Here is an 18,491-nt window from a genome sequence, read left to right as displayed (position 1 = left end):
GGACTATAAAAAGAGTACTGCTTCTATCCGAAGAGCAAAAAGCGCTTGCCAAAATGTTCGGATTTTGATTTGGGTGTCCCAGCGCCAAACTCAGGAAGATGGTGAAATTGTACCGACTTGCGGTGTGGGTATCACTCCTACTATTGCCCGTATGGCTAAAACGGTTATTGTGGAGTTAAATTCCTGGCATCCAAAGACATTGAGGGGAATGCATGATTTGTTAGAGTTACCCGACCCACCGCATCGCAAAGAGATTCCTCTTTATACTGTGCATGATCGTATCGGTAAAGACCATATAAAGGTTGATCCCCATAAAATTGTTATTGTGGAGACTTGTATGCCTAATGAGGGTGGCGGTTTCGCGCCGGTAGATGAAATTACAAGTAAGATTGGAGAAAATGCATCGGCTTTCTTTGCAAACGAGATAAAAGAGGGGCGTATTCCTGATACTTTCCTGCCTGTACAATCGGGAGTAGGCAATATTGCTAATGCAGTTCTTGAAGCTATGGGAGCGAATAAGGATATTCCTGATTTTGAGGTGTATACGGAGGTTATTCAGGATGCTGTAATTGGTTTATTGGAATCCGGCAGGGTAACATTTGCCAGTGGCGGCACGCTTACAGTAAGTAATCCGTGTATAGAGCGCGTGTACAAGAATTTACCCTTTTTTAAAGAACGTATTATCTTCCGTACGGCAGAGGTATCGAATAATCCGGAGATTGCCCGCCGGTTGGGTATTATTTCTATGAATACGACTTTGGAGGCGGATATTTTCGGGAATATCAATTCAACTCATGTAATGGGAACTAAGATGATGAATGGTATAGGTGGCTCGGGCGACTTTACCCGTAGTGCTTTTATTTCTATATTCCTCACTCCTTCTACTGCTAAGGGTGGAATAATCAGCGCTTTTGTACCCATGGTTTCGCATACAGACCACAGTGAACATTCGGTTAAGGTGATTATTTCGGAATATGGAGTTGCCGATCTTCGGGGTACATCTCCCCGCGAACGTGCCGAACGGATTATTGAGAATTGTGCGCATCCGGATTACAGGCCGCTATTACGGAAGTATCTGGAAAGTGGAGTGCAAGGGCATACTCCGGCTAATTTGTATAATGCATTTGCTTTCCACAAAGCGTTTATGGAGAAGGGGGATATGAGAGAGGCAGTGATTGGGTAATCTGTATTGGGCGGTTCGCGAACCGCCCAATACAAGTTTACTTCTTTAATAGTACACCTTCTATCGCTTCTTTAAAAGAAGCTTTTGGCATAGCACCTTGTGCCAATTGCGGTTGTCCTTCCATTGGAACGAACAGTAAAGTCGGGATGCTTCGGATATTAAACATGGCGGCCAGTTCCTGTTCGTTTTCGGTATTTATTTTATAAATATAAATATCATCTTTATATTCTTCGGCCAGTTCTTCAAGAATAGGTGCAATCATTTTGCATGGTCCACACCAATCAGCGTAAAAGTCAATGATAGCGGGTTTATCGCCCAGATATTTCCACTCTTGCGGGTTGGTTTCGTAGTCCATTACTTTGGTTAAGAAATCAGCTTTAGTCAAATTTATTGGTTTCATTTTAATCTCCGTTTCTAGATTAGTAACTTCTTGCTTTTTCTGTTGATTATTACAAGAGGAGAAAGCTACTCCTCCTACCAGTAACAGAAGAAGCAACATCTTATTGATATGTTCTCTTAAAAATGACAAATTCATAAGTTTATTTTTTGTTCTTATAAACAAAGAAAGCGCTTATTTTATTATAGAACAATTTTCCGGAGGAAAATGTTTTAATGGTTCTAACTAACAGTTGACACTAATAGTAAGAGACGACTGATTTATTATGGTTAATGCAGAATAAGGGTTACTTCATTCCTTTCCGTATCAGTTCTTCCAATTCCTTGATTCGTTTCATCAATTCTTGTTTTTGCTTGCGTTCTTCTTCCAGGTATTCTTTGAAGAATTCTAAGGCTTTATCTATAGGATCATAGTCATCTGTTGTCTCACCATAAGGCATAACATTTGTTGAACCACTATCAAACTCAAACGTATCATTCTCAATAATCACATTTCCAGACACTTCGGGCAATGTTTCCAATATCTCAACTGAAACATCTAATAGCAGTGCAATTATCTCCAATATGTTCCTTTCAATTACCTTCTTACTTTCCAATCGGTATACAGCCCGTTCGTTTGCCAAACCTATCATTTCGGCAAATACTCTTTGTTTTATACCTTTTAGTTGACGGAACTTCGTCACATTATGCCCCATGTGAACACTGGTTTGAGGTATTTCTTTTTCGTCTTCCATTTTCTTCCCGATTTTAATAAACAATCAACTATATACATTCAATGATGTTTGGCAAATGTAAGAAAATAAATTCAAATGCGGTTAAATACACAGCCACTTGTGTTTTTTACACACTTTTTTCTTGCAATAGTTCCGTTTAAAAGCGTTTACTTTACCGCGATTACTAACTATGTTAATATAAAAACATAGCAGAAACGAACCAAATGATTACTTATACTTACAAAACAATAAATAATGCAAATAAAGGCGTTTCAGTATATCCAAAGCCTGAATAATATACTATCTTGGCATATATTTTGCTACGGAATATATTGATATGAAGAAACCAAATACAAAAATAAGCCACTCGTTCATTCTTAAAATAATGGACTGGGCATACGATAAAGCAGTAGGTGGAATGCCGGGACTGGAATCGGCGCAACAGCTGGCAGAGGAGTTCATGAAAGAAGAAGGAACGCTGTCACAGAAAGCCAATAAACTTATCCGCTGGCAAAATGCCAAAGCCGGAATGAGCGGTTTTATGACCGGAATCGGCGGGCTGCTTGCCATGCCGCTAACCATACCCGCCAATATCGGGAGTGTGATTTATATTCAAATCCGCATGGTTTCCGCCATCGCTTATATGGGAGGCTACGACCTGAAAGACACTCGGGTGAAATCACTCGTTTTCCTCTGCATTGCCGGAAACACAGGTAAAGACATTCTTAAAAACATTGGTATTGCATGGACAGAAAAGGTGATTACAAATGCCTTGAATCACATTACGAAAGAAGCAATCATCAAGATCAATAAAGCGGTTGGCTTTAAACTCGTCGCACAATTTGGCGGCAAAGGATTTATCAATCTAAGTAAAGTAGTGCCATTAGTGGGCGGTATTGTCGGAGCAACTTTCGATGCGGTAACAACCAACGCTATGGGCAACTTTGCACGAAAGGTCTTTATAAGAGATAACCGTCTGAAATCAACAGCAGTAACAGAAACCCAACAACGGGTAATACACTTATAAAAACAACAAGGGAAGAAGTTTGAAAACTCCTTCCCCTGCTCCTCTCAAAAGAGAAAACTATGCCGCATGGAACCAACGGTCAGCGTTAGCTAAACTTGGCAGCGGCACCTTGCCGCCCTCGCTGCTATTTTATGGGAGCCCTTAGTTCCTTACCGGCTTTCCAGATTTTATATTTAATTTCGTATCCTTGTGGTGCAAATACTACAATGGGGAGTTTGCTGTTATATCTTACCAGTGTAGTTTGAGCCGAAACAAAGCGATCCTCGTTTGGTTTATTGCACGCCATCATAGTAGAGCGAGTCTGTCCGTTGGACGTAAACTCATAGTACGTATATCCCCATCCCTGAAGATCCTTCTCGTCGATTTTACCCATCAACGTGTGCTGGTTACAATCTACATTCATTACCTTACCCGGAACAATTTCCACTTTGAACAATGATTCATCCGCTTTCTTATCCAGGAATATGACATGTCTCACCATTCCCTGTTCAGCCTGCGGAAATGGAGCAAGTACCTTTTCACGTTCTTCCATAACTTTCTTACTTTGAGCGCCTGCAACACCGGCAAAAGATACCAGAGCAATGGCAAGCAACATGATTTTTGTTAATTGTTTCATCGTTTTTCGATTTTAATAATTGATATTAATAATAACAGTTTAGTCTACTATTTGTTTATTCCGCGCGTAGAATGTACCTTTGCAATATCACTTTTAGCCAATCCATTCCATGGATGATAATAAACTCTACATAAAGAACATGGTATGCCCCCGATGCATCATGGTTGTGAAAGCCGAACTCACTCGATTGGGTATCGAAACACAATCCGTTGAGTTGGGCGAGGTCACTTTACGCCAAAAACTCGGCGAAGATAAGAAAAAACAATTAAACGAAACACTCCATGCACTGGGCTTTGCACTGATTGACGATAAAAAGTCCCGCCTCATCGAACAAGTAAAAAACCTCATTATCGAACTCGTACGCCAGGAGAACAGCAACCTCAAAGTCAACCTCTCCGATTACATTGCCGATCGTGTGCATCACGATTACAGCCATGTAAGCAACCTTTTCTCCGAAGTCACCGGAAGCAGCATAGAGAAATATTTCATCGCACAAAAAATAGAACGGGTAAAAGAACTATTGGTATACGATGAGCTCAGCCTCAGCGAAATAGCCAACATGCTGAACTACTCGAGCGTGGCACACCTGAGTGCCCAATTCAAGAAAGTAACAGGATTTACCCCAAGCTATTACAAGCAAATCAAAGAAAAGAAACGCAAAGCACTAGATGAAATATGAAACTTTTACACCATTAACACGAAGGTCAATACAAAAGCAACAAAACAACACACATGAGATAAAGAAAACTTAAGAAATTAAACAATTTATTGAGAGACAAAACGATGGAAATACAAATTCCGATAACAACCCATCCACTCAACTTCACGAGGAGGATATTGGACTATGAAATACCCGGACTGAAATCTTTTGAAGATTTCGCCCTTTTCCTGGCTCAGGCATTCGAAACCGACGAAGTTTACCATCTGGATATACTGTTGAATGCCTTGCCCACGTGGGGCAATCAAGTCACAGAAGAAAACGTCGCCATGCTGGAACCTGCTTTTGAAAACATGTTTGAAAGAGTAATCCGTCAGAAAAGAAAGTTGGAAAACATAATTCTGGGGCTGGTATCTGCATACATGGAACACGTAGAAAGTAAGTACCCCTGCAAATCCCGGAAGCTTGAGAAACTAAAAACCCAGGCACTTGAGATTGATGAAGAATATGCGCGGGACTGTATAGGATATAAAAGATTCCTGATGCCTTTTGAGAAACGGATCATGCCATACAGCTTCACCGGATTCTGGAAAATAGGAATATACGCAATAGAGAAAATGCGAAACAACGACCCATTGCCTTTATTGTCCACCCCTACCCATTTACCCATATGGATAGATCCCATAGTACTGATCAACCGGATAGCCTGCTATCAGGAGAACAACCGGAACCCACATGATATGGATATGCAACTAGCCTTGCAACGTTGTAGACTTAGCAACACTGCCGAAGCACTAAAGCTGGCAAAACATAAACTTAAGGGCGAAATCAAAGACCTGATGCTATTTTTACTTAACCCCGAAGCAAGCCCAAACAAAACACCCAACCATCCGGCATGGTGGATAACAGCGGAGATTACCCGATCACCTGATATGTATTCCAATACTCCCTATACATGGGACATATACACAATGCCTGCTAAACCTGGAATATTCGGCCATCAGGAATATCAGGCCATCCGGATAAACACTCCCCCATGCCGCCATAATGAACACTCCTACGATTTGTTCATGCAATATACACTCAATGCAGAGGAAGACCACCTGTACTATGCACGCCCACACCTGCTGGATGATGCATACGCATCCATCGTAAAAGAAATACAAACCTTGGTTTTTGTATGGGATGAAGAGCCTCTACTCGCAATACACTACGCTAAAATGTTACAACAATTCCACACCCCATTACGGGAAATGCATTATCTATTCTTAGCCGTATGTTTACTTGGCCCCCACGCAACACTCAGGAAATATGGTGTACAAATCTATCTGGATAAAGTAAGTAATGGCACAATGGACAGTGCATGGTTGGAAAGAACCATTGAAAAGATGAAAGCAGGAAAAGCTGCACCACCCAAACGGTTTACAAATATATCCAACAACAGCATGATAAGAATAAGTCAACCACATAACTCAAAAATATGAAAGTACAATTTACAACTTTGCTGGCAATATGTCTTGCCCTATTCATTTCATGCAAATCAACACCTGCCGTTCCATACGAACACTCCGGCATTGCATTTACCTGCCCGGAAGGATGGGAAATCACCAACGACAAACATGAAGATAACATGCATTTCGTTTACATGGAGAAAACCGGATTTAATGCAAGCGGATTAATTACCGTTACCTGGATTGACGGGGAACTGGAATGGGAAGATTATATGGATAACACCATAGAAAGCTTCGAAGAACAGCCTATGTTCAAAGAGTTGGAGTTCAGCGAACCATCAGACACGGTTTTTAATGGATATGTAGCTTTGACCATAAACTATACATTCAATATAACAAGAATGCCTCATAGCGGTAAGATGTTTATTCTGGGTGATGAAGAGAAAACAATCAGTATCGTGATGCAGGAAGCGGATGAGGATACCAGAAAAAACAAGGACGGATTTGCCGCATTTATGGAAAGCTTTTCGTTTGAAGCGGTTAATATGATATAAACTTTTTCCAGAATAATGTAATACCTGCAAACATATCGTGGTGTAACTTTGTAGTCTGATAATAATAAATACAAAACCAACAGCCAGGATATGAAACCAAATAAAGATACAGCCAAGAAAACATTCCCTGTTCTTAAACTACATTGCGCTTCTTGTGCAAAAAGAGCAGAAGATATACTGGGCAAGCAGGAAGGCGTAATTAATGCTTCGGTAAATTATGCCAGTAGCAATGCCATAGTTGAATACAATCCCCATATCACATCGCCCCAGGAACTTCGGGAAGCCGTACAAAAAGGTGGATATGATCTCTTTATTGAAGAAGCAGAGCAGCAAGGTGCTGCTGCCAGGTTAGAAGAGATACACGCCCAAACGGCTGCTGATCTTAAGAAACGTACCATCTGGGCTGTAATCCTATCCATACCGGTAGTCATTATCGGTATGTTCCTGATGGATATACCTTACGCCAACGAAATCATGTGGGTGCTTTCCACCCCTGTTGTTTTTTGGTTGGGCAGGAGTTTCTTTGCAGGTGCCTGGTCACAAGCTAAGCAAAGAACTGCCAATATGGACACGCTTGTTGCCCTAAGCACCAGCATAGCCTATATATTCAGTGTATTCAACACCCTGTTTCCTTCATTTTGGTTAGACAGAGGTGTTGAACCTCACGTGTATTTTGAAGCATCCAGTGTAATCATAGCCTTCATTCTCTTGGGACGCTTAATGGAAGAACGTGCCAAAGGAAACACCTCATCGGCTATTAAAAAGCTCATCGGACTGCAACCTAAAACCGTAACTCTGATAACGGCCGACGGCGGGTACAAGGAAACCCCTATAGCCCTGGTCAACATTGGTGATACGGTAATGGTAAAACCCGGAGAGAAGATCGCCGTAGACGGAACTATTACTGAAGGACACTCTTATGTAGATGAAAGCATGCTTACCGGTGAACCGGTTGCCGTATCTAAAAATATAGGCGACGATGTATTTGCAGGAACGATCAATCAGAAGGGTAGTTTCCGGTTTAAGGCTCAAAAGGTGGGTGCAAACACGATACTGTCTCAAATCATCAAGATGGTACAGGATGCACAAGGAAGCAAAGCGCCTGTACAGAAACTGGTCGATAAGATTGCAGGTATATTCGTTCCCGTAGTTATAAGCATAGCTATCCTATCTCTTATATTATGGCTCATCCTTGATCCAACGAACGGGTTTACTCACGGGTTACTAGCTATGGTCACCGTATTGATCATTGCCTGCCCCTGCGCACTTGGTTTAGCCACACCTACCGCCATCATGGTAGGTATAGGTAAAGGAGCAGAAAGAGGTATCCTGATTAAAGATGCCGAAAGCCTGGAATCGGCCAAGAAAGTAAATGCCATTGTATTAGATAAAACCGGTACGATAACCGAGGGCAAACCTGTTATTACAGATATGATATGGCTCAACAACGATAATAGCCATGCAAAAGACCTGGCAAGCATCGAAAGGCTATCCGAACATCCACTTGCCGAAGCCATTGTCAACCACTTCAAAAGCATCCCCCCTGCTACTGTAAACGAGTTTGAAAGCATCACAGGAAAAGGGATAAAAGCAACCGTTGATGGAAACCTTTACTATGCCGGAAACCAGCAGTTAATGAATGACAATAATATAGTCATTGACAAGTACATTGAACACGAAGCTCAGAAGCTTGCCAATGGATTTAAAACCATTGTGTGGTTTGCTGATCGTAAAAATGTACTTGCCGTAATAGCCATTGCCGATAAGATAAAAGAGACATCCAAAGAAGCGATTCAGCAACTTCAAACCGCTGGTATCGAAGTACATATGCTTACCGGAGACAATGGCGCTACAGCCAAACACATAGCTTCAGAAATAGGCGTTAACCACTATAAAGCCGAGGTGCTACCTGCCCAGAAAGCGGCTTACGTTAAAGAGTTGCAAAACCGCGGGAAAGTGGTAGCCATGGTTGGAGACGGCATAAATGATAGTGCGGCTCTTGCGCAAGCAGACCTCAGCATTGCTATGGGTAAAGGGAGTGATATTGCGATGGATGTTGCCAAAATGACAATCATCTCATCGGACCTGACCAAGATACCGGAAGCCATAAAGCTATCCGTACAAACTGTACGAACCATTCGCCAGAACCTGTTCTGGGCATTTATCTATAACCTCATCGGAATACCTGTTGCAGCAGGAATCCTCTTCCCCATCAACGGATTCTTATTGAATCCGATGATAGCCGGGGCAGCAATGGCATTAAGTAGTGTTAGTGTGGTGACTAACAGTCTAAGACTCAGATGGACCAAATAAGCCCCACCATAAAGAAAGCCTATAACGCAACAGCCCCACTTAATAAGTTGCTCAACAATGTGTCGAGTGTGCGGGTACGAGAAGATGGCGGTATGGGCTCCAATTATAATTTCAGCCTGAACGGCTTCTCCGGCAATCAGGTGAAATTCTTCCTCGATGGTATACCTATGGATAATTTTGGTTCTTCCTTTAATCTGGCCAATATCTCCGTGAATATGGCCGAACGTGTTGAGGTATACAAAGGTGTATTGCCTGTCAGCCTTGGAGCAGACGCATTGGGTGGAGCAGTCAACATTATAAGCCGAAAAGATGCCAACTACATAGATGTATCCATGACGGACGTATCCTGGGACTGCCCGGAAAGATTCTGGCTTTCATCGCCAGCCTTATTGGTGCGTCTCTTCCTATCACCGGATTTATCTTCTGGATCAGGAGGAAAAGGAAAAGAAAAACGATGTAATGCGGCTGGGGAGACTTTTCAGCACTTTTTTGCATTTTAATGAGGACGTTTGAAAACCAGACGCTTTCTGTTAGTCGCCCCGCTCCCACCCCTAAAACTTCCTGCGGTATTCCAGTGGAGACAATCCGGTTTGCTTCTTGAAAAACTTACCAAATGCCGACTGATCCGAGAAATTTAAGTCCTCTGATATCTCCTGAATAGACATATTCGGTTTACGCAGTAAAATCTTGGCTTCTGCTATTCGTGCTTCATTTATCCACTCCATAACCGTCTTACCGCTTACCGCTTTTATCGCGCGTGACAGATAAACCGGAGTAACACACAACTCTGTAGAATATTGCGATACCTCATTCCACTCCTTCCCACGGGTCACGATCAAATGCATAAACTTCAGAGCCAGTTCCTCATTATGTGTAGCTTTATAGTCAGATCGCATCGCTCCCATTTGTTGCATACCACAATTAGTTAGTTCCATCAGAAAACTTCCGGCCTCACTCATTACCATAAACTGATGAAACATATGGTTCTTGCGCCGGATATTATTTCTTAAACGCTCCAGAACATCCGTCAGCATAACATACTCTTTAGGGTCTAATTTCATTATAGGGCTAAGCCGCCTGTTCATCAAATACTCTTTGGGAACATTCATAAACTGTGGAAACATTTCCTTCAAAAGAGTTTTTGAAAACATCACATAATACCCCCTGGCATCATGCGATACATTAATAGAATTCAGTAAATGCTTATGCGTCAACCCCAATGTCATATGTTGTGTGACACGATAAGGAAGATAATCGACCGTTATAATCAACTCCCCCTTGCTTACAAGTACAATACACAAAGCATCTAAACGCACAAGAAGATCATCGGGCTTGTTTGCCACCGATTTATTCCCATCAATCTCTATTATAATAATCTGATCCTGAAACGTTTCATCAGCATTTACTACCTGCAAAAACTGTTCAAAAGATACACTAATTTCCTCTTCCATACATTACCGGATTATGTCATCTGACGATTCTAAGGAGTAATAGACACCTTAGAATACAAAATGGAACAATCTATGTTAAATTCAGACCAAGTATCACTAAGCAGACACAAAGTTAGTCAAAAACGAACCAATAAAACTCAAAATATGAATAAAAGTTTTCCAAGTTTCTCCCCCATCTTTGCAAAGTCACCCGGATGAACGGGTAAATATAATAAAAACACATATAGTATATATGCCAAGAGAGAAAATATTAAAAACAGCAATGAGCTTATTCGCCCGATATGGAATAAAAGGGGTAAGCATGAACCAGATAGCCACCGCATTGCAAATGTCGAAAAAGACACTTTATGCAGAGTTCGAAAATAAAGAAGAAATGCTTTCGGAATGTCTGAAGTATGAAAAAGTAAGAATGCAGAAATTGATAGAAAAGAACGAAGAAGAAGCCCAGAATCCTTTGGAAGCCCTGATACTGGGAATGTCGACCATGTTCCACTACCGCTCCACCCTATGCCCGGCTTTCTTCAGAGATCTGCAACGATATATGGAGGCACAAGACATAGTACTGGCCACCAAAGCCAAATCACACGATCTGTATATGAAGTACTTCAATCAGGGAATAGAAGAAGGATACTTCCAATCCACCTTTGAATACGAAGCTATAGCATCGCTGTTTATAGAACAACTGGGAGATTGGAACAATCTTCAGCAACCCTACATCATACTCACATTCCTTCGCGGAGTATGCACAGAAAAAGGACTCGAAGTGCTCAATCACTTTACACTATTGAACATACAATTATAAAACCTCGAAACGGGCACATTGCCGTCCGCTCAAAATTAAGAAAGAAATGAAAAAAGTAACCCAAAAGAGATGTGTGTCGGTCCTTGCAGGAGTATTAGGCTGTATAATCAGCCTACCTGCCGGGGCACAAACCTCACAGGAAGTCCTAAGCCTGACATTGGATCAAGCGTTGGAAGTAGCCTTGAGCGAAAACCCAACCATACGTATTGCGGATCAGGAAATTACCAAGCAAGGATACGCGAAAAAAGGAACATATGCAGCCCTGTTCCCGCAGATAGACCTTGTAGGATCTTACCAGCGTACAATCGAAAAGCAAACCATGTACATGGACGGTGTAGATGGTATGAGTGGTGGCTTGAAAGTGGGAAGAGACAACAACTGGTCGGGAGGCGTAAGCGCAACCATGCCGTTGGTATCTGTTCCGTTATGGAAAAGCCTTAAGATTTCCGCTTATGATGTAGAACTGTCTGTCGAAAAAGCCCGTTCATCGCGCATTGAGCTGATCGACCAGGTGCAACGCTCATTCTACAGTGCACTTCTAGCACGCGATGCTTACAATGTATACAAACAGGCTTACGACAATGCCATCTACAACCACAAAGAGATCAAACAAAAGTATGAGCAGGGACTAGCTGCCGAATACGACCTGATCCGTGCGAATGTAAATGTGAAGAATGCAGAACCTAACATGTATGATGCCGAAAACTCACTTATACTGGCACGCTGGCAACTCAAAGCCTTGCTTGGACTCGACCTGGAAAGTGAAATCGAATGCATCGGTACACTATCTGATTATGAGGAAAACCTGATCCCCGATTTCGTTAGCATCAATACCGACCTGATGGATAACAGTCAACTCAAGCAATTGGATATTCAGCATGGCCAGCTGTTAAAAACCAAACAAATGCAGGTGGCACAATACTATCCATCTCTGAGCATGCAGTTCAACTACCAATGGAACTCCATGAATAATGACTTCAGGATGGGGCATTACAGATGGGACCCATACTCCATATTGGGAGTAAATCTTAGTATTCCTATTTTCTCAGGGGGTAAACGATACTCGGATGTAAAGCAAACCCAGATATCCATTAAGCAGTTAAAAGACCAACGGCTGGATACTGAACGTAACCTGCGATTAGCAGTTAAGCAATACACCGATCAAATGAATACATGTATCAAACAATACAGCGCCGCCAGCGCAGGGGTTACGGAAGCCGAAAAGAGCTACGTCATCACCATGAAACGATACGAAACAGGAGAAGGCACACTGCTCGAAATTAATGATGCACAGTTGTCGCTCACTCAATCACAGCTAAACCTAAACCAGTCTATCTATAATTATCTCGTAGCGAAATCCTCGCTGGAGAAGACCTTGGGCAGCGAGGCGCTGCACCCAAGTTCCATGCGGGTAACAAAGTAAAACTTGAAAGCCCAAAAGAGCAGCCTTCGGTGCAAGTCCAAGTATTGCGTAATCCTCTTTCTTTGCTCAATACTTCTACATTGAATTAACTATCGTTCAGAAGCGCAAGCAAGGGCTTGTGCCGGGGGAATTGCTGCTTGAAGCAAATTGAATTTTAAATAAATGAACCACCCCTACATCAACATAAAAAATTAATAGAAATAAACATATAAAGAGTATGAAAATGAGAAAACTTACCGGGATCACTCCCTTAGTCGTAATGTTACTCCTGACAGCTTGCAGTAACAAGAATCAGGTAACCGAAACTCCACAGGAGAAAATCAAGGTACAAGCCATGACTGTAACCGCTCGCCAGGTAGATCAGTTAGGTACATTCACCGGAACAGTAGAAGCAGAAATTGTAAACAATATCGCTCCACAAACCCCTATGCGTATCAAGAAAGTATATGTAGAAGTGGGCGACCATGTACGTGCCGGACAAAAACTAGCAGAAATGGATGCGGTAAACCTGAACCAAACCCGCCTGCAAATGGAAAATGATAAAACCGAGTTCGAACGTGTAGACGAACTTTATAAGGTAGGTGGCATCTCCAAATCGACCTGGGATTCCAAGAAACTGGCGTATGAGATATCCAAATCAACCTACGAGAACTTATTGGAGAACACCTTCCTCACAAGTCCAATCAGCGGACTGGTTACCAAACGTAACTATGACAGCGGAGATATGTATGGCGGTGGCACGCCTATTTATGTAGTTGAACAGATACAACCGGTGAAACTCATGGTTAATGTATCCGAAGTGCTACTCACCAAAGTTAAAAAAGGGATGGATGTAGAAGTGAAGCTGGATGTATTTGGTAGCGAAATATTCCAGGGCACCATAAAACTCATTCATCCCTCCATTGACCCTTCAACACGTACGTTCCCTGTAGAAATACAGATCAGGAACGCCGATGAACGGATCTTGCCGGGTATGTTTGCCCGTATCACATTCAATTACGGAAGCGAAAACCGTGTGATGGTTCCCGACCGTGCCATTATCAAACAAACCGGTTCCTCAGACCGCTTTGTATATGTATGTAAAGATGGTACATCATACTACCGCAAAGTAACTACGGGACAATTAATCGGCAATGAATATGAAATCCTGGAAGGTTTAGAGTCGGGCGAAGTCGTAGCCATCACCGCACTTAATCGTCTTAATAACGGTACAGAGATTGAAATAATTAATAATTAGGAATTTTGAATTTTGAATGACTATGCAGATAAATAGCGCAGCCTAATTCAAAATTCAACATTTAAAACTCAAAATTATTATGAGTATTTATTCATCAGCAGTAAAAAAGCCTGTAACGACGGCTCTGTGCTTCGTTACAATCATCATACTCGGTATATTCTCATACCAAAAGCTGGCAGTAGACCTCTTGCCACAAATTGATGAGAATACGATCATGGTCATGACTGCCTATTCCGGCGCCAGTGCCAGCGACATTGAAATGAATGTATCGAAGCCACTGGAAAATGCGCTCAACGGTATAAGTGACCTGAAGCACATCACTTCCGCCTCGCGCGAGAACATCTCTGTTATTACCCTCGAATTTGAATACGGTATAGATATCGACGTCGCCACAAACGATGTGCGCGATAAACTGGATCAGGTAAAATCCAGCCTGCCGGATGACGCAGACACTCCTATCCTATTTAAGTTCGGAGCCGATGATATTCCAATCATTATCCTATCGGTAACAGCCGAAGAGAGTACAAACGCACTATACAAAATCCTGGATGACAAAGTGGCCAATCCGCTGGCTCGTGTAAGTGGTGTCGGTACGGTTTCTATCTCCGGAACAGCTAAGCGCGAAGTAAATGTTTATTGCGACCCTTACAAACTTGATGCTTACGGGTTAACCATCGAAAGCCTGTCGCAGATCATCGGAATGGAAAACCGTAATACACCGGGTGGTAGCGTGGACTTTGGTTCCAGCACCCTGTCCCTACGTGTTCAGGGAGAATTTATTGATGCCAACGAAATGCTCGACCTTGTTGTTGGCCATAAAGATGGGAAAGCTGTCTACCTGCGCGATATAGCAAGGGTGGAAGATAGCGTACAAGAACGTGCACAGGAAGCATATACCGACGGAAAGCGTGGGGCTATGATCATCATCCAGAAGCAATCGGGAGCCAACTCGGTGAACATCGCAAAAGAGGTACATAAAAGATTGCCCGAACTTCAGCGCTCACTACCTTCCGACGTACAACTGGGAGTCATCATTGATACGTCCGATAACATCAACAATACCATGGATTCGTTGACGGAAACCATTCTGACAACCCTTGTTATTGTAATGATCGTGGTGTTTGTGTTCCTCGGACGTTGGCGCGCAACCCTGATCATCGGAATCACCATTCCGGTTTCATTGATCGGTGCATTCATCTACTTGTATGCTACAGGCAATACCCTGAACATCATATCCTTGTCGGCACTGTCTCTGGCTATTGGTATGGTGGTGGACGACTCTATTGTGGTTCTTGAAAACATCACCACCCACATCAACCGGGGAAGTAAACCGAAACAAGCTGCTATTTTTGCAACCAAGGAAGTATCGCTTTCTGTAATTGCATCTACACTGACTATGTTGGCCGTATTCTTACCGCTTACCATGATTACCGGTATGGCAGGGGTACTGTTCCGCCAGTTGGGTTGGATTGTAAGTATCATTATGATCATTTCAACAACAGCAGCACTTACCCTGATCCCGATGTTGAGTTCGCAGATGCTCAAACTGGATAATAAGAAAGGTAAGCTGTATACGTTGTTCTTTACTCCGATAGAAAAAGCACTCGATGCTTTAGACAGAGGGTATGGTAAACTGCTTAATTGGGCTGTACATCACCGCAAATCGGTTATTGTTCTGGCTATCGCCATTTTCGGAGGTAGTATGATGTTGCTTCCGTATATCAAAACAGAGTTCTTCCCGGCTATGGATAGTGCACGTGTCAGCATCACGGCCGAAATGCCTATCGGTACGCGTCAGGACATCACCCGCGACGTAGCATACAGAATAAGCGAAGAGTTCAAGGCTAAATATCCTGAGATCAAGGTATTGAACTACTCTTTCGGACAAGCAGATACGGATAATACATTTGCCAATATGAGCGAAAACGGTACGTATATCATGAACTTTAACATCTCTCTGGTAAGTATCGAGGAACGCGAAAGGCACATGACCGAAATTGCCGACCTTATGCGTAAAGACCTGGCAGAATATACCGAGTTGAAGGAGTATACGGTTACGGCCGGTGGCGTAGGAATGGGTGGAGAATCTACTGTAGATGTAGAAATCTACGGATATGACTTTGCACAAACCGATGCTATAGCTGCCGAATTGAGCGAACGACTGAAAAACCAGAAAGAATGTTCACAGGTAAACATCAGCCGTGGCGATTATATACCGGAAGTACAAATTGACTTTGATCGCCAGAAACTGGCTTTGAACGGACTGAATGTGACTACCGTGTCGTCTTACCTGCGCAACCGTGTCAATGGTTCGTTAGCTTCTTACTTCCGTGAAGATGGTGAGGAATACGATATCCGCGTACGTTTTGCCCCCGAGTATCGCGAAACGGTACAGGACATTGAAAACATCATTGTATACAACAATGCCGGACAAGGTGTACGTATACGCGACCTTGGAGAAGTGGTAGAACGCCTTACCCCTCCTACCATCGAACGTAAAGACCGTGAACGTATGATTACCGTATCGGGGGTAGTAGCCAAAGGTGCTGCACTGAGTGATCTTGTATCTAAAACAGAACAGATCCTGGCAGATATGGATATGCCAACAGATATTAGCTGTTCCATTGGTGGTACATACGAGGATCAGCAGGACACATTCTCTGACTTAACCGCACTGATGGTACTTATCATCATCCTGGTATTTATCGTAATGGCTGCGCAGTTCGAATCATTGGTCGATCCGTTTGTGATCATGTTCTCCATACCTTTCGCATTTACAGGTGTATTCCTGGGATTGTTCTTAACGAATACTCCGCTAGGTGTAATGGCGATGATCGGTATCCTGATCCTGATCGGGGTGGTAGTAAAGAATGGTATCGTATTGATTGACTACACAATCTTATGCCGCGAGCGTGGAATGAGTATTATCAATGCTGTTGTAACAGCAGGTAAATCGCGTTTGCGCCCGGTATTAATGACTACCCTGACCACTGTACTCGGTATGGTACCTATGGCCATCGGTACAGGCGAAGGAGCTGAAATGTGGAACTCTATGGGTATGACTGTAGCTTGGGGACTTTCAGTATCAACTCTTATAACACTTGTACTCGTCCCAGTTATGTATTGCATATTCGCCGGAGGAGGTGTAAAACGTCGCCGTAAAGAGATTGCCAACGCAGATGTATTGGAACTTAGAATCGAAGAATAATAAAAAGAACTAAAGTATGAAAGCTATATTTATTGCATTTAACCAGGCATCTTATGATATAATCCTACAAATCATGGATCGCGAACAAATACATGGGTTCACTCATTGGGATAATGTAGCCGGACGGGGAAGTAAAACAGGGGAGCCACATCTTGGCTCCCACGCCTGGCCCACCATGAATGGCGCTATCCTGACGATGGTAGAAGATCAAAAAGTAGAACGTTTTATGAAACTACTTCACAAGCTCGATATGCAATCCGAAGCACAGGGACTGCGTGCATTTGTACTTAATGTGGAACAAGCAGTTTAGGTAGGAGCTAGAAGTTAGTAGTAAGGAGCTAGGCCATGTATAAAACCTGACTCCTGACTTCTGACTCCTAACTCCTGACTTCTAACTTCTAACTCCTAACTTCTAACTCCTAAATTATGACAGAAAGATTACCCGTTAAAACCTATATGTTACGACCACAGAAGAAGTATGGCCCCATCCTCGGAGCCATACTCTTCTTCCTTGTTTCATTCTTCTTTTTTCAGTTCGCAACGGGACTGGAAAGAGTGGCAGGAAAGTTCCTTAGCCTTATATTGTTTCTACTCACACTGCTTATAGCATTTTTCTGTGTAGCTGGTTTTGTATATCTCAGGAAAGAGAAGTTCATTGGCTTCTTCATTTCCAGCGAAGGATTCAATGATATCTCAACCGGGCACCGCTATGGCATTGTACAATGGAAAGATGTAGCTAAAATACGAATCGTAGAGGATTTAGATCACAGGGGTAAGAAATATATCTGCCTCAAACTAAAGAATCCACAAGAATATATCGGACGGGAACCCGTGCAATACAAGAAACGTTCGTTGGAATTGAAATACCACTATTACGGCTCACCCGTCTGCTTCTCTAACAGAGGGATAAACTGTACATTCGAGGAACTGGAAAATACCGTCCGGATGTACTATGATAATTATCTAACTCGCGAAAAAGAAAAGGAAGCCGCAAAAGAGAAAAAAGCTACAGACATCGTGTAATTGTCATGGTTGCGCAGCCAAACTCCCCTCCTGCCCAGAGGCTGTGTAAAAACTCTTATTCGTCATTGCGAGTTGCCACTATATTAAAATATAGAACTATTTGATAATGACAATATCCACCCCCTGCCCCCGCCAGCGGGGGATACCTGCGGCATCGTATCCCCCGCTGGCGGGGGCAGGGGGTGGATATTGTCATTGGTAACCGTAGGTGAAGCAATCCAGCTTATATGTCTTGTGAACTGGATTGCTTCACCTACGGTTACCAATGACGCAAGCAATTTACCCTTCAAAGAACTTCCTCAGACTACACCTTTCCTTTTCTTCCGGCGTTATCCATCCTTGGCTATCGTAATAGTCATATAATGTATTTACCTTATCTATACATGCATTAAAGGTCAGTTCTATTTTACCTATTGTTTTATCGCATACTTTGCAC

General features: G+C 42.7%; 17 protein-coding genes and 1 pseudogene. 14 read left to right on the top strand and 4 right to left on the bottom strand.

The window, feature by feature from the left end; genetic code table 11:
• On the top strand, positions 1-1,183 hold a 1,183-nt coding region (locus D0T87_RS22345; RefSeq protein ID WP_163178197.1), incomplete at its 5' end, for an acetyl-CoA hydrolase/transferase C-terminal domain-containing protein.
• Between the two features lie 37 nt (positions 1,184-1,220).
• On the opposite strand, the gene trxA is transcribed toward D0T87_RS22345, so the two are convergent.
• Positions 1,221-1,691, bottom strand: coding sequence for a thioredoxin (gene trxA, locus D0T87_RS22340; RefSeq protein ID WP_370526962.1), 471 nt, complete (start codon positions 1,689-1,691; stop codon positions 1,221-1,223).
• Positions 1,692-1,866: 175 nt separating this feature from the next.
• Complete coding sequence (locus D0T87_RS22335; protein WP_163178195.1) at positions 1,867-2,313, bottom strand: helix-turn-helix transcriptional regulator; 447 nt, start codon at positions 2,311-2,313, stop codon at positions 1,867-1,869.
• 316 nt (positions 2,314-2,629) lie between these two features.
• Between D0T87_RS22335 and D0T87_RS22330 the strand changes: the two genes are divergently transcribed.
• Positions 2,630-3,319: an EcsC family protein gene (locus D0T87_RS22330; protein WP_163178193.1), complete on the top strand. Its 690-nt coding sequence runs from the start codon at positions 2,630-2,632 to the stop codon at positions 3,317-3,319.
• A gap of 124 nt (positions 3,320-3,443) precedes the next feature.
• Here D0T87_RS22330 and eco read toward each other — a convergent pair whose 3' ends face one another.
• Positions 3,444-3,935 (bottom strand): serine protease inhibitor ecotin, encoded by a 492-nt coding sequence (gene eco, locus D0T87_RS22325; RefSeq protein ID WP_163178191.1) that lies wholly within the window; start codon positions 3,933-3,935, stop codon positions 3,444-3,446.
• 109 nt (positions 3,936-4,044) lie between these two features.
• Between eco and D0T87_RS22320 the strand changes: the two genes are divergently transcribed.
• The 6 genes and pseudogenes from D0T87_RS22320 (at position 4,045) to D0T87_RS25205 (ending at position 9,371) form a co-directional block, all read left to right on the top strand.
• Positions 4,045-4,614 carry an AraC family transcriptional regulator gene (locus D0T87_RS22320; protein WP_163178189.1) on the top strand — a complete coding sequence of 190 codons (570 nt, stop codon included), beginning with the start codon at positions 4,045-4,047 and terminating at the stop codon, positions 4,612-4,614.
• A 104-nt stretch (positions 4,615-4,718) separates the two neighbouring features.
• Complete coding sequence (locus D0T87_RS22315) at positions 4,719-6,077, top strand: DUF6493 family protein (RefSeq protein WP_163178187.1); 1,359 nt, start codon at positions 4,719-4,721, stop codon at positions 6,075-6,077.
• Entirely contained in the window at positions 6,074-6,598 is a 525-nt protein-coding gene (locus D0T87_RS22310; protein ID WP_163178185.1) for a hypothetical protein, read from the top strand. The genes D0T87_RS22315 and D0T87_RS22310 overlap by 4 nt, the downstream gene beginning before the upstream one ends.
• A 90-nt stretch (positions 6,599-6,688) precedes the next feature.
• Complete coding sequence (locus D0T87_RS22305) at positions 6,689-8,911, top strand: cation-translocating P-type ATPase (RefSeq protein ID WP_163178183.1); 2,223 nt, start codon at positions 6,689-6,691, stop codon at positions 8,909-8,911.
• Positions 8,912-8,919: 8 nt separating this feature from the next.
• Positions 8,920-9,243: pseudogene (locus tag D0T87_RS22300) on the top strand (TonB-dependent receptor); the annotation flags it as partial.
• Positions 9,147-9,371 carry a PepSY domain-containing protein gene (locus D0T87_RS25205; RefSeq protein WP_370526961.1) on the top strand — a complete coding sequence of 75 codons (225 nt, stop codon included), beginning with the start codon at positions 9,147-9,149 and terminating at the stop codon, positions 9,369-9,371. The pseudogene D0T87_RS22300 and the gene D0T87_RS25205, both read left to right, overlap by 97 nt.
• Positions 9,372-9,462: 91 nt before the next feature.
• On the opposite strand, the gene D0T87_RS22290 is transcribed toward D0T87_RS25205, so the two are convergent.
• Positions 9,463-10,362, bottom strand: a complete 900-nt coding sequence (locus D0T87_RS22290) for an AraC family transcriptional regulator (protein ID WP_163178181.1) — start codon at positions 10,360-10,362, stop codon at positions 9,463-9,465.
• A gap of 232 nt (positions 10,363-10,594) precedes the next feature.
• On the opposite strand from D0T87_RS22290, the gene D0T87_RS22285 reads away from it, so the two are divergent.
• The 6 genes from D0T87_RS22285 to D0T87_RS22260 all read left to right on the top strand — a co-directional run bounded on the left by D0T87_RS22285 (position 10,595) and on the right by D0T87_RS22260 (position 18,055).
• The gene (locus tag D0T87_RS22285) at positions 10,595-11,164 is read left to right on the top strand and encodes a TetR/AcrR family transcriptional regulator (RefSeq protein ID WP_163178179.1); all 570 of its coding nucleotides are present in this window, start codon (positions 10,595-10,597) and stop codon (positions 11,162-11,164) included.
• A 46-nt stretch (positions 11,165-11,210) separates the two neighbouring features.
• Positions 11,211-12,587 carry a TolC family protein gene (locus D0T87_RS22280; RefSeq protein ID WP_163178177.1) on the top strand — a complete coding sequence of 459 codons (1,377 nt, stop codon included), beginning with the start codon at positions 11,211-11,213 and terminating at the stop codon, positions 12,585-12,587.
• A gap of 223 nt (positions 12,588-12,810) precedes the next feature.
• Positions 12,811-13,824 (top strand): efflux RND transporter periplasmic adaptor subunit, encoded by a 1,014-nt coding sequence (locus D0T87_RS22275; protein ID WP_163178199.1) that lies wholly within the window; start codon positions 12,811-12,813, stop codon positions 13,822-13,824.
• A gap of 79 nt (positions 13,825-13,903) precedes the next feature.
• Positions 13,904-17,032, top strand: a complete 3,129-nt coding sequence (locus tag D0T87_RS22270) for an efflux RND transporter permease subunit (protein WP_163178175.1) — start codon at positions 13,904-13,906, stop codon at positions 17,030-17,032.
• 16 nt (positions 17,033-17,048) lie between these two features.
• Positions 17,049-17,342 carry a PG0541 family transporter-associated protein gene (locus D0T87_RS22265; protein WP_163178173.1) on the top strand — a complete coding sequence of 98 codons (294 nt, stop codon included), beginning with the start codon at positions 17,049-17,051 and terminating at the stop codon, positions 17,340-17,342.
• 116 nt (positions 17,343-17,458) lie between these two features.
• Positions 17,459-18,055, top strand: coding sequence for an STM3941 family protein (locus tag D0T87_RS22260; protein WP_163178171.1), 597 nt, complete (start codon positions 17,459-17,461; stop codon positions 18,053-18,055).
• Positions 18,056-18,491 lie beyond the last annotated feature (436 nt).

The organism is Bacteroides sp. 51 (genome assembly GCF_010500965.1).
In the GTDB taxonomy this organism is placed as follows: Bacteria; Bacteroidota; Bacteroidia; order Bacteroidales; family Bacteroidaceae; genus Bacteroides.
The sequence above is the reverse complement of the archived record's forward strand: the minus strand, read 5'-3'. Positions and strand labels throughout refer to the sequence as shown.

Excerpts from the sequence above, each read along its gene's own strand:
- D0T87_RS22280 (WP_163178177.1), top strand. The coding sequence starts at position 11,211 with ATGAAAAAAGTAACCCAAAAGAGATGTGTGTCGGTCCTTGCAGGAGTA.
- D0T87_RS22320 (WP_163178189.1), top strand. The coding sequence starts at position 4,045 with ATGGATGATAATAAACTCTACATAAAGAACATGGTATGCCCCCGATGC.
- D0T87_RS22315 (WP_163178187.1), top strand. The coding sequence starts at position 4,719 with ATGGAAATACAAATTCCGATAACAACCCATCCACTCAACTTCACGAGG.
- D0T87_RS22305 (WP_163178183.1), top strand. The coding sequence starts at position 6,689 with ATGAAACCAAATAAAGATACAGCCAAGAAAACATTCCCTGTTCTTAAA.
- D0T87_RS22310 (WP_163178185.1), top strand. The coding sequence starts at position 6,074 with ATGAAAGTACAATTTACAACTTTGCTGGCAATATGTCTTGCCCTATTC.
- D0T87_RS22285 (WP_163178179.1), top strand. The coding sequence starts at position 10,595 with ATGCCAAGAGAGAAAATATTAAAAACAGCAATGAGCTTATTCGCCCGA.
- D0T87_RS22275 (WP_163178199.1), top strand. The coding sequence starts at position 12,811 with ATGAGAAAACTTACCGGGATCACTCCCTTAGTCGTAATGTTACTCCTG.
- eco (WP_163178191.1), bottom strand. The coding sequence starts at position 3,935 with ATGAAACAATTAACAAAAATCATGTTGCTTGCCATTGCTCTGGTATCT.
- D0T87_RS22270 (WP_163178175.1), top strand. The coding sequence starts at position 13,904 with ATGAGTATTTATTCATCAGCAGTAAAAAAGCCTGTAACGACGGCTCTG.
- D0T87_RS22335 (WP_163178195.1), bottom strand. The coding sequence starts at position 2,313 with ATGGAAGACGAAAAAGAAATACCTCAAACCAGTGTTCACATGGGGCAT.
- D0T87_RS22330 (WP_163178193.1), top strand. The coding sequence starts at position 2,630 with ATGAAGAAACCAAATACAAAAATAAGCCACTCGTTCATTCTTAAAATA.
- D0T87_RS22265 (WP_163178173.1), top strand. The coding sequence starts at position 17,049 with ATGAAAGCTATATTTATTGCATTTAACCAGGCATCTTATGATATAATC.
- D0T87_RS22290 (WP_163178181.1), bottom strand. The coding sequence starts at position 10,362 with ATGGAAGAGGAAATTAGTGTATCTTTTGAACAGTTTTTGCAGGTAGTA.
- D0T87_RS22260 (WP_163178171.1), top strand. The coding sequence starts at position 17,459 with ATGACAGAAAGATTACCCGTTAAAACCTATATGTTACGACCACAGAAG.